General features: G+C 38.2%; 9 protein-coding genes. 3 read left to right on the forward strand and 6 right to left on the reverse strand.

Annotation, left to right across the window (positions count from 1 at the left end; translation table 11 throughout):
- Positions 1-8: 8 nt before the first annotated feature.
- The 6 genes from CXF85_RS16955 to CXF85_RS16980 all read right to left on the reverse strand — a co-directional run bounded on the left by CXF85_RS16955 (position 9) and on the right by CXF85_RS16980 (position 7483).
- Positions 9-887 (reverse strand): glucosaminidase domain-containing protein, encoded by an 879-nt coding sequence (locus tag CXF85_RS16955; RefSeq protein WP_101229828.1) that lies wholly within the window; start codon positions 885-887, stop codon positions 9-11.
- Between the two features lie 25 nt (positions 888-912).
- Positions 913-1755 carry a hypothetical protein gene (locus tag CXF85_RS16960; RefSeq protein ID WP_101229829.1) on the reverse strand — a complete coding sequence of 281 codons (843 nt, stop codon included), beginning with the start codon at positions 1753-1755 and terminating at the stop codon, positions 913-915.
- 158 nt (positions 1756-1913) lie between these two features.
- Complete coding sequence (locus CXF85_RS16965; RefSeq protein ID WP_101229830.1) at positions 1914-2612, reverse strand: LysE family translocator; 699 nt, start codon at positions 2610-2612, stop codon at positions 1914-1916.
- Between the two features lie 425 nt (positions 2613-3037).
- Positions 3038-3625, reverse strand: a complete 588-nt coding sequence (locus tag CXF85_RS16970; RefSeq protein ID WP_101229831.1) for a DUF1415 domain-containing protein — start codon at positions 3623-3625, stop codon at positions 3038-3040.
- Between the two features lie 46 nt (positions 3626-3671).
- Positions 3672-5516 (reverse strand): ABCB family ABC transporter ATP-binding protein/permease, encoded by a 1845-nt coding sequence (locus CXF85_RS16975; protein WP_101229832.1) that lies wholly within the window; start codon positions 5514-5516, stop codon positions 3672-3674.
- Positions 5517-5779: 263 nt separating this feature from the next.
- Positions 5780-7483: an alkaline phosphatase family protein gene (locus CXF85_RS16980; RefSeq protein WP_101229912.1), complete on the reverse strand. Its 1704-nt coding sequence runs from the start codon at positions 7481-7483 to the stop codon at positions 5780-5782.
- Positions 7484-7850: 367 nt separating this feature from the next.
- On the opposite strand from CXF85_RS16980, the gene CXF85_RS16985 reads away from it, so the two are divergent.
- From CXF85_RS16985 to CXF85_RS17000, 3 genes are all read left to right on the forward strand, one after another.
- A complete protein-coding gene (locus tag CXF85_RS16985; protein ID WP_101229833.1) occupies positions 7851-9359 on the forward strand; it encodes an arylsulfatase in 1509 nt (502 codons plus the stop codon).
- 171 nt (positions 9360-9530) lie between these two features.
- On the forward strand, positions 9531-10427 hold the full coding sequence (locus CXF85_RS16995) for a formylglycine-generating enzyme family protein (protein ID WP_198555678.1): 897 nt from the start codon (positions 9531-9533) through the stop codon (positions 10425-10427).
- 36 nt (positions 10428-10463) lie between these two features.
- On the forward strand, positions 10464-12782 hold the full coding sequence (locus CXF85_RS17000; protein ID WP_232771244.1) for a tetratricopeptide repeat protein: 2319 nt from the start codon (positions 10464-10466) through the stop codon (positions 12780-12782).
- Positions 12783-12804: the final 22 nt, after the last annotated feature.

Here is a 12804-nt window from a genome sequence, read left to right on the forward strand (position 1 = left end):
TTAGCGTGTTAATCAGCTAGAGCAGTTTGTTGGCTACTTGGTTGAACAAAGTAACGCTGGTTATGGCGTAACATATCAGTGATATCTAATACGTATTCGGCACCACGCTCAGAATAAGGTAACAAACCCGTTGCTAAAATTCCGGCATCAAGCGGCTGATTTTGTGCTCTTAACTCAGCGCGGATTGTTCTAAACATATGATAAGCATTATGCTTATTTATATTATTGAAATATCCCGAAACAGCAGCATCGACACTTTGAAATGCCGCGACTTCATGTTTTGCGCCAGTATTACGTCCACCAGGTACCATGCCACAACCCGTTCTGTAACACCAAATACCGAAGAAGTTTAGCCCTATTCGAGCAAAGCGTGAGGCTCCCCAAGCAGATTCATTAGCAGCCTGCACCAAAACCAACGAGGTAGGGATAATATCGACACGCACCAACAAATCATTGATTTGTTGTAATATTGAAGCTTGCTTATTGATACGGTAAGCCTTGATAAGTATGTCTAGAGAAGCTTGTTCCTCTTCAGTTAGCCCTAAACCTAATGATATTTGCCCCTGCCAAAACTCAAGTTTCGTTCTATCTTCGGATAGCTCATTGTTTTTATCTTCAATGGCTGGACGGATAAAAGCAAAAAATTCACTTTTTTTAGTGGGTATATCATAAATAGCAGCAAAATCAGGTAGATTTACCTGGTGTAATGGTTTCTCTATTACCTTCACTTTTTCAACAACAGGGACAACTACTTCAACAAGTGTCGGTACAACCTCAACGACAGTAACAATAACCATAGGTTGAGGTTTCAAAAAAGTAAAAGGTGCAATAATAGCTGCCAGTAACGCTGTAATAAAAATAAAGCGAATTAAATAATTTCTTTGCATAAAAAGTCCTTATATACGATGAAAGTTAAGCGGAAAAGCTATCGTCTGAGCCATTGTGGTCAGTGTCTTTATTCGCTGAATTTTGATTAACAGAATCAACCAAGTCACTATCAATACTATTTTCATCGACAAATACGCCAAAAATCTCACGGTACAATACGCCTTTAACATTGTAATACCAGGGTGCTAAATATGAGAAGCCAAATAAGAATATTACAATGCCAAGTGGTGCTAAGCTAGATTCAAGCAATAAAGCAATTGGCAGGGTAAGAAAAATTAATGCCATAAACAAGACAACATAAATGCTAAGTAGCGGCACTACTTTAAAGCGCAACGCTTTGATTGATAGGATAATAGCTTGTACTGGCGTGAGTTTTTTTTCTACTACTAGAGGTATCGTTAGCGACAACAGTACAGCCAACAAAATACCGGGTACGATTAGCAATTGAAAACCAATACTAATAAGAATAGACGTTAACAGCGCACAAAGCGCAACCCAACTACCTCGATGTAAGAACGACAGCGCCATTTTACTCTGCGTAGGTCTGTTAACTGCATGGAAGATACCCATCATTTCAATACCTGCCATAAATGGCCATACGGCAATAGTGACAATGACATTAATTAACTGTAGTAACTCTGGGTCTTTGATAACAAGTTCGATACCACCAAAAAAACTACTGGCAATAAACGACACCATCATGCCAAAAATTAAAACGAAGAGTAATGCTAGATTGATCGACATTCTGGACTTTACTGTATGCTGCCATGCTTCACTTAACACAGCTTTCACATCAATTGAGTACTCACCTTTTACAGCACCCTCAACACTACCACCAATGGATACAATTATATTTTTCTCTGGCAAAATCAACCCTTTTTTAATACATTAATACGACATTTTTTGGCTATTATACTAGAAATATTAGCAGATTGCTCACTGCTCAATTTAACGACAATTCGACAAAGAAAACTTCCCCCTAAACTAATAAGAAGTTTGAGGGGAATATTATGGATAACTAGCGATTAGTTAAGGTCGCTTAGTACGAGTTGAATGGCTAATAGCAATAAAATTACCCCCATAATCCGATCAAGAATGTAGCCTTTACGTTGTAAAACAAAACGGACTCTTTCTTGAGTCAGTATGTAAGATAAAAAGCAAAACCAGGCACCTGTTGCTGCAACTAAATAAGCGCCGTAAGCAATTTTAATACTTAACAAGGTTTCAGGGGCGATAACAACAGAAAATAAACTGACAAAAAATAAGGTCGCTTTAACATTTAACGCATTGATTAAAAAACCATTAAGAAAAGCTTTTTTAGCCGACGGGCTATTAGTTTTCGTCCCATCTTTGGCTTCTTGGGTCGGATCTTCATTCGTTATGAGGGATTTATTATCTGTATCATGACTATCTGCTGCAGATAACACTTCATCAGGCTTTTTAGCCCTAAGGCAATGCCATGCGATATAACAAAAATAGCTAGCAGCAATATACTTTAAGGCAGTAAATAAACGCTCATCGCTCGCAATTAATAGCCCTATGCCAACTAGGGAGTACGTCACATGGACAATAATACCTGCGGCAATACCAAAACTAGTGTAGATCGCAATGCGGCGGTTATATCGGATGCTTTGTTTTAAAATAAGTGCAAAGTCAGGACCGGGACTGGCTACGGCAAAAAAATGTACCATGGCGATAAGTAAAAACTGTTCTAAAGCTGGCATATTACAACGTGGCTGTTTATGAAAAGTGCGTTATTTTACCTTAGAAATGAAATAAAGCGACCTTAGCCTCAAAAAGGCTCAGTTCATTGTGTAAGTAATTAGCTACTAATTACTCTGCATTAGCCCACAGAACTTTGCACTAATATGCCGCGGTAAAAAGCCCAAAGATCTTCAAAGCAATTAAAGCGATATTCTGTACCGTGGTAACTTGTTTTCATACGCTAACTTATTAATGTTAAATAAAGAACAAGCATTGTATAAGTTTTGATCAAGCAGCACCGTTAACCAAATGTAATTTAGCGTATTGATTGGTTACTTATGAGCAGCTTACTTCACAGCAATACCGTAAAGTAATACTGCAAAGTAGTACTTCAAAATAATACTGCATAGTAATAACGCAATTATAACTGAGTTGTTGGTGGTTTTTATTTTTGCGGATGGGCTTGGTGAATGCCTTTTAATATATCTTGAAAATAATTACTGCCTTTGTGCTCAGCTAACGCCATATTATCTTCTGGGATTTGTTCGGGATTTTTATATACCTTAAGTACTTTAGCCATACTGGCTTCACGAATAATATGGATCATGGGATACGGAGAGCGATTAGTAAAGTTACTGGCCGCATCAAAGTCATCATCAGCAAAACAATATTCGGGGTGCATGCTGGCTAGTTGGAATATCCCTTCAAAGCCTGATTCAATTAATAAATCATTGGCATAATCAACTAGATCTAAATAACGCTCAAAACTGCGAAATCCTTCACTATAAATGAGTAAAGTCGTTTCAATGTCATCATGTTGTTGCAGATGATGGCATTGTTCTACGAATTCTTTCAAAGCGGGTTTAATTTGCTCTGCCTCAGACTGATGATAACAAATGGTATTATTTACAAACTCTTTCTTCGCAAAAGGGCAAAAATTCAACCCGATAATAATTTCATCTAACCATTGTTTTGTTGCATCAATTTCAGCTGATGCTTTTAGGTTTACTGATTGTTGATTCTCTTTACTCATTACTGTCTACTCTAACACTGCTGTTTTTGTAATTAATTTAATAACGTTATGATTGCTGTAATTGCCACATTTTACTGTATTGCCCTTGAAGCGCGAGTAATTGTTGATGATTACCCTGCTCAACTATCTCACCATGACTCATTACAATAATATTATCACTATCTATGATGGTCGATAATCGATGCGCTATCACAAGACTGGTCCTACTTTTAGCCACTTCATTTATTGCTGTTAAAATAGCTTGCTCTGATTGGCTATCTAAAGATGATGTCGCCTCATCAAACACTAATATTTGTGGGTTTTTCAAAATAGTTCGAGCAATCGCAACCCGCTGTTTTTCACCACCTGAAAGTTTTAAGCCACGCTCACCAACCACTGTATCTAATCCATCAGGCAAACTAGCGATAAATTCAGATAAGTGCGCGAGGTCAATGGCTTTTAAAACTTCGTCTTTACTGGCTGTTGGACAACCGTATTGCACATTATTAAATAACGAGTCATTAAATAACACAGTATCTTGCGGCACGATTCCTATGTGAGTCCGTAAAGATTGCTGACTAACTTGGCTAATATCTTGTTGGTTAATTTTAATAGCGCCTGAATCAACATCATAAAAGCGAAATAGTAATTTAACTAGCGTTGATTTACCCGAGCCACTTTGTCCAACTACCGCAACCTTTTCACCGGCATTTACCTTAAAAGAAATACCTTTAATGATTGGGCGTTTTGCATTGTAGGCAAAAGCAATATTATCAAAAACAATGCTAGCCTGCTCTCTCATATGAGAAGTCAAATGAGAAGTATCCTGAGAAGTAGAACTGTCGCCCTGCTCTGTCAGGTTTAACGCTACTGCGTCAGCAACATCTTGTACCTTAGGTTTTTTGGCTAATAGCCCAAATAAGTTTTCAATATTGGCCAACGAGCCTTTTATTTCTCGATAAACAAAACCTAAGAAGTTAAGCGGCATAAACAACTGCATCATAAAGGCATTTATCAGCACAAAATCACCAAGGGTCATAGCGCCGGCAGCGACTTCATTAGCGGCAAGTGCCAACATAGCGGTCATCGCTATCGCGATAATAAGTGCCTGACCACCGTTTAAGGCGAATAACGATAAACGGTTTTTTATTTTAGCTTTTTCCCACGTGGACAATTGATGGTCATACGCTTGTGCTTCAAATTCTTCATTGGTGAAGTATTTGACGGTTTCGTAGTTTAAGAGACTATCAATGGCGCGGGTATTACTTGAGGAGTCAGCTTTATTAGCGGCACGAACGTAACGTGTGCGCAGCTCAGTAGCAAAAATAGAATAAGCAATATAGGTAATAATTGAGGAAAGCGTTATTACCGCGAACCAGATGCCGTATTTAACGAATAAAATAGTCACCACCATCACTATTTCAAGCAAGGTAGGTACAATATTAAAGACCATAAAGCGCATTAAAAAATTAATGCCCGAAGTGCCTCGGTCAATATCGCGAGACAAGCCACCGGTTTGTCTATTCAGGTGAAAGTCTAAATCAAGTGAATGTAAGTGACGGAAAACTTTTAAACCAATGCGTCTTATCGCGCGTTCTGTAACGCGGCCAAATAACGTATCTCTAATTTCGGCAAAAACGACTATCGACAATCGTACTAAACCATAAGCAGCCACTAAACCTAACGGTACAATAATCAGCGCAGATTGTTCATTTGAGCTATTAGCGTCTAAGGTATCAACAATGTCTTTGAGGATGAAAGGTAAATAAACACTGGCTATTTTAGTTAATATTAAACAAAACATCGCCACTGCTATGCGATTTTTATACTCGAATAAGTAAGGTAATATAAGTTTGAATGCTTGCCAGTTGATGGAACTGACTTCTTGGTCTGAGTAACTAGAGGGGCGCATGGAGTCTCTTTAAGGTGAGTGTTTAACGGTAAAAATTTAATAATAAATTAGAAAGTTAATTTCGCCTAATAATTACAGTAAATATATTGATTTATAATAATTTTTCATTAAATTAAATGTGACATGTATTAAATACTCATTACACTTTCTGTTCACCCAAAAAAATAGCTAGAACAACGCTTTTGTTATTCTACCTATTTTTTATAGTCATATCGTTGTGGTTATTAACCAATCACAACTGACCAGCACTCACTAATAAAAGCTTAGTCAATATCTAGTACCTTCTTAAGTACTTGTCCTTGGGCACCTGATGGCGCTTTAATACCGAGTACTGCCGATAATGTTACCGCGATATCAGTGGTACTTACTCTGTCGTAAATAATTTCGTCATCAATATTAAAACCAGCAAATATGAGTGGTACGAAAGTATCATATCCCCAAGGAGAGCCATGAGTAGCGGCTACGGTAAGTCCTTCCATGTCTGCAACAAAGCGATGTGCCTCAAGCACAACATAAATATCACCCGAGCGAGTTTTACTGTGATTATTAACCACTAAGGTATGTAAATAATCTTGCGGGGTATTACCGGCTTCAATATCACTACTTGTGACCGCAAGGGCTACACCATCAAATTTTGAAACCTCAGCAGCCACTGCTTTTTGTACTTGCTTTAACGATAACTTACGCTTAGCAATTAAGTCTCTATCAAGATAAATGTAAGGGTGAAAGTAGCTTTTTATGAGTGCAGTATCAAAACCAAACTGTTTCTTAAGGGCTTTCATACTCGGTTTTTTATCCCATTCTTTAGGAGCAACCGCAGTGGTTTTCATACCTAAGGATGACAAATATGCTGGCACTTCCGCAGCACCGTGATCGGCAGATAACACGATAAGGGTATTATCTAAACCGACTTTTTTATCAATAAATTTAAGTAACTTTGCTAACGTACGGTCTAACCTGAGTAAATTATCTTCAGCTTCTAAACTCGATGGTCCAAAAATATGACCAACATAATCCGTTGAAGAAAAGCTTACCGATAAATAGTCAGTAATATCATCTTGTCCAAGTTGTTCGTTAGTTACCACGGCTTTAGTAAAGTCTAACGTTAACTCATCACCTGCAGGGCTTAGCGTTAAAAATGTATTAAAATAAGCATTGTTCATATCACCATATTGATGAGGAAACGTGCGTCCAAAACCAGGGAGTTTAGTTTCCCATTCTTGGTCATCTTGTTTGGCAAACACATAACCTTTCTGTGCTTGGTTTAACTGCCATGATTTTTGATGATACTTTTTAGTTGGTTTTGCCTCATTCCAATTAGCTACCCACTCAGGGTATTTATCGTAATAATACTCACTGGTGACAAACTCCCCTGATTTTTTAGAAAACCAGAAAGCCTTGCCCATATGCCCTGCCATGGAAATAGCACCTCTGTCTTTGACCGACACTCCAAAGACTTTCGCTTTGCCATTTGAGGCAATCATTAATTCGTCGCTAAACGTAGATACTTGTATGTTCTTTGGCGATCGACCTGAAGATTTAGCGGTTCGTTGAGTCGGGTCAAGTTCTGTTTTTTGATTAACCCCCGCATTTGCTGATAATAAGGGATACTTTGAATCTTCAACGTTATAAACAAGACGCTCTAATTTATCGTCATACCAAACATTGCCTATCATGCCATGTACAGCCGGTAGTGCGCCCGTAGCTAACGTTGCATGCCCGACAATGGTTTCTGTATTAGCATGAATATGATGAGCATCTTTATATACCACGCCCTCATTTAAAAGGTATCTGAAACCGCCTTTGCCCATTTTAGCTAAATAAGCGGTAGGCATATCGCCGCGAAGTTGATCTACGGTTATTTGTAGCACTAACTTAGGCTTTACTGAGGCAGCCTGAAGGGGTAAGGATGATAACAAACCTGCAATAACAAAACTTGATTGCCATAACGTTCCTTTTTTTTGCATGAGCATCTTCAATTTTCCTTATAAAAATTAATTAAATAAAACTACACGATAATAAAAAAGTTTATCTGCACTATTGATGGATATCCTTTCCAAGCAGGTAGTCGTTTAAGTAAAAATGATATTTGTTAATCAATATGCTTTTCCAAGTGCTAAAAGTCCAGTATTCATGGGTTATTGCTTAAAATTTAAAAAATCACAATAGAAACAATGGCTAACACAACACCAAACACAAGAATAAACACTGATGAGTATATTCCATTAACAATAGATTTATCAAAATAACCGTGTAATATTGATAATGATACTAATTAGCATATCGCTCATTTAACGTGAGCAATATACTCATCCATTGTGATAAGGAAAAACCATGGTAAGTCAAAATAAGTTGAAAAAACTGATTTTAGGTTTGGGACTAATTGCTGCATCAAGTGCTGCGTTAGCAACTACCGACACTTCAAAACCAAATATTCTTGCTATCTGGGGCGATGATATTGGCACCTTTAATATCAGCGCCTATAACCGCGGCGTGATGGGGTATAAAACGCCTAACATTGACCGCATTGCCAATGAAGGTATTTTATTTACTGATTCGTATGGCGATCAAAGTTGTACTGCAGGTCGTGCCGGTTTTATTACTGGCCAACACCCTATGCGTACTGGTTTAACTAAAGTTGGCTTACCGGGTGCAAAAGAAGGTCTACATAAAAAAGACCCTACTATTGCCGAATTACTTAAACCACACGGTTATATGACTGGCCAATTTGGTAAGAACCATTTAGGTGATGGAGATGAACATTTACCCACTAACCATGGTTTTGATGAGTTTTTTGGTAATTTATATCATTTAAATGCTGAAGAAGAACCTGAGCATGCCGACTATCCTAAAAATGCAGCCTTTAAAAAACAGTTTGGTCCACGTGGCGTTATTCATTCTTTTGCCGATGGAAAAACAGAAGATACTGGTCCATTAACTAAAAAGCGTATGGAAACTATTGATGAAGAAGTTTTAGCAAAAACATTAAAATTCATCGATAAAGCTCATGCTGCTAAAAAACCATTTTTTGTCTGGTTTAATACCACCCGCATGCACATATTTACCCGTTTAAAACCCGAATCTGTTGGTGTTAGTGGCCAAGGTTTGTATGCTGACGGCATGGTTGAACATGACGGTCATGTTGGTCAACTATTAGATAAAATTGATAAACTTGGCATTACTGATAATACCATCGTCATGTATACCACAGATAATGGTGCTGAATTAATGTTATGGCCTGATGGTGGTTATACACAATTTCGTGGTGAGAAAAACACTAACTGGGAAGGCGGTTACCGTGTTCCTATGATGGTAAAATGGCCAGGTAAAATCAAACCACATCAAGTGTCTAATGAAATCATTAGTCTTCAAGATTGGATGCCGACCATTATGGCCGCTGTTGGCGATTCTAAAATAAAAACCAAGCTAAAAAAAGGTACGAATATTGGCGGTACTAAATATAAAGTGCATCTTGATGGTTATAACTTTTTACCACACTTTTTAGACACCAAAACAAAAGGTCCACGTAAAGAGTTTATTTATAGCTCTGATACTGGGGACGTAGTGGGTTTACGTTACAATGATTACAAATTTGTATTTCGTGAACAGCATGCCCATGGATTGGATGTTTGGTTAAACCCGTGGACTGAACTGAGGGCGCCTAGAATATTTAACTTAAGAATGGATCCTCTAGAACGTATGGGTCATGACGGCGGTGGATATCAGCAATGGTTTGCCGAACACATGTTCTTAATTGCCCCTGCGGTAACTGAAGTAGTCAAATTTAAAGCTACCTTTAAAGACTTTCCACAGCGCCAAAAGCCGGGAAGCTTTGTTCCATAAGCTAACAATGACTGTTTTTTAAAGTCTTTGGTAAGTGAATAGAGCCGCTTGGCTCTATTCACTATTAAGATAAATCCTAAGCATTAACTTTTTTACCTTATCGTTATTTAATAAGTGCCATAAGGTAAGAAAATTAATCATCTACTTCATTAATAAGAACCAATAATAGTTATGGCTAAAACATCCTCTTTTTCAGTAACATCCCTTCGTACCCTATTCTCAGTCTCGCTTGCTTGTAGTTTGTTATCTGTACATATGATATCCAAGGCAGAAACAATACCCTCTTTAACAGAGTCATCAGCGCCTGAATCTAAAAATGTTAACCAAAAGAAAAGAGACTTATCGTTAACAAAAGCATTACCTAAGCCCATGTTAGATGAGCTACTAAGTAACATGGTATTGGTAGAAGCAGGTAGTTTTTCTTTAGGCTCTGATTCTCCATTGGCCAGAAAACGAGAACAACCCGTTCGACCTGTTACTCTCGATAGCTTTTACATTAGCAAATATGAATTAACCCAAGATATCTTTGAACAAGTCATGGGCTGGAATTATAGCTACTTTCAATGCGGTAATTGCCCGGTTAATAACGTTAGTTGGTTTAATATGCAATTATTCATCGAGCGCTTAAATGGTATTACGGGTAAAAAATTCAGCCTACCTACCGAAGCACAATGGGCTTATGCCGCCAAAGGTGGAAATAAATCTAAAGGCTTTAAGTACAGTGGGTCGAACACTCTCAATGATGTCGCTTGGTTTGCCGATAATGCCAATAAGAAAAGTCACCCTGTAGGGCTTAAACAGCCCAACGAACTTGGTCTTTATGATATGACAGGTAACCTCTGGGAATTTTGCTTAGATGATATGAGCCGAAAAGCCTATAGCCGTATTGAGAGTCATAATCCTTTTATTGGCGATAAAAAAAATCTTAAACGAAAAGCCATGAAAGTGATTCGTGGCGGTGGTTATGAATTCAATGCCACTGAGAACTTGGTCTTTATGCGAGACGGGGCTACCAATAATGTTCGCATGCCTGATATTGGTTATCGATTAGTGATGAGTACAGATTAGATGACACACATTATTTTACTATATTGGTATAAAAACATGATGAATTTATCAAAAAATTTAAGCTTCGCGCTACTATTTTTTATACTCAGCCCTATTCTTTCATCACAAAGTATTGCTGCTGATTTTGTCGGCTTTAAAGCGTGTATTGGCTGCCATGAAAAAGCTTATCAAGATTGGCAAGGGTCCCACCATGAAATGTCGATGAAACACGCCGATAGCAAAAGTGTTTTAGGGGATTTTAATAACGCCACGTTAGCTTATGAAGATAACGGCCCGGAACAGTTAAGTACTTTCTTTAAAAAGGCTCAACAATTTTGGGTAAATATCAAAGGTGATGATGGCAAGCTGCACGACTATCAAATTAAATATACCTTTGGCTATGAGCCACTGCAGCAATACATGGTTGAATTTGATGACGGTCGCGTTCAACTAATACCGTTTGCTTGGGACTCGCGCACCAAAGAAGATGGCGGACAACGCTGGTTTAACCTCTACCCTGAGATGACTAAAAATAGTCAAGAGTTCTTTTGGACCAATACTGGCCAGAACTGGAATTACATGTGCGCTGATTGTCATTCAACTAATGTAGATAAAAACTTTGATGTAAAAACAAATACCTACAATACTACTTTTAGTGAAATTAATGTTGCTTGTGAAAGTTGTCACGGTGCTGCCAGTGACCATTTAACTTGGGCAGATCAAGCGCTACCACTAAAAAAATCAAAATCGGAAACAACAAATAAAACGGTTACCTCGAGTGGTAAAGGTTTTAGTCGAGATTTATCAAAATCGGTACAGAATTGGCAATCAAAAGATAATTTAAAAACCTTAACGCCTGAAAGTATTGATCATAGCCAACAAGTATTAGTGTGTGCCCAATGTCATAGCCGACGTACTCAAATAAGTAATAACGACCATGTAGAAGCTAATGCTTTTGGTGAGCGATACTTACTTGATTTAATTTCTAGCACCAATTATCACCCCGATGGACAAGTCTATAACGAAAACTTCGTTTATGGCTCATTTCTGCAATCAAAAATGTACAAAAATGGCGTAGTTTGTAGTGATTGTCACAACCCGCATACCGCTGAATTAAAGCTTCCGATAGAAGTGCTTTGTTTACAGTGCCATCAAAGCGATAATTACGCATCAACCAAACATCACAAACACCCTGAAGATTCAACTGGCGCACAATGTGTTAATTGTCATATGCCAGAAACAACCTATATGGAAATTGACGCCCGGCGCGATCATGGCTTTCATATTCCTACACCTAACCTAGCAAAACAATTAGGTACGCCTGATACCTGTTTAAATTGCCATAAAGATAAAGACAGTCAATGGAGCAGTAGTAAGGTTGCTGCTTGGTATCCTGACTCGACTATTAAAGATGAAAAAGATTTTGTCGCGGTATTTTCAGCGATTAACTTGGCATTAAATGAGCAACAATTAGAAGGTGTTGCCTCTGAGTTATCTCGTATTTCTCAAACCATCAGTTATGCTGGCATTATCCGCGCTTCTGCATTAACCAAAATGGCAAGTGTATCCAACACCAATACACTTATTGCTATTGCCCGAGCGGTAAAAAATCCCGATGAGAACATACGATTAGGTGCCATTGAAGGCGCACAGAGCATGGCCGGCGCTGAAAAGTGGCGAGTATTATCACCGTTATTAAATGATAAAATACTAATCGTAAGAACCAGTGCTGCTTTTGCCTTAACGAGCTTGTGGTCAAATTTATCAACGCCGCAACACCAACAATTAACCCCGGCACTCAACGAATATATAACAAGTCAGCAATTTAATAGTGATCGTGGTTTTTCGCACTCCAATTTAGGCATTATTTCTGCCTATCAAGGACAATATGATCAAGCAATTAAAGCCTTCGAGAAAGGGATAGCTATAGAAAAAAACTTTGCACAAATTTACCTTAATTTAAGCCAAGTGTATTATCAAACCGGCAACAACCAACAAAGTATTCAAGTTTTGCAACAAGGAGCAACTGCGAATCCTGACGATGCAAGCCTGCCCTACAATTTGGGACTCGCTTATATTAGGATTAAAGATAAAGTTAAAGCAGCACAAGCGTTAGCTACCGCTACCCAACTTGATCCACAAAACAGCCATTACTTTTATGTTTACGGTTTAAGTTTAGAGCAACAGAAACCTAGTGCAGCGTATAAAGCCTTGTATCAAGCATTTCAGATCAGTAATAACCCACAACACTTATACGCATTATGTGACATGCAAGTACGCCATAAAAGTGCTGTCGCTAAGCAATGTTTAGCGCAACTTGCACCGTTAGTGCCGGTCAATGTAATTCAAGCGCTTAGACAACAGTTAAATCAGTAACGTCTTCGTAAGATAAAAGCGT

This window comes from Colwellia sp. 75C3 (assembly GCF_002836255.1).
In the GTDB taxonomy this organism is placed as follows: Bacteria; Pseudomonadota; Gammaproteobacteria; order Enterobacterales; family Alteromonadaceae; genus Colwellia.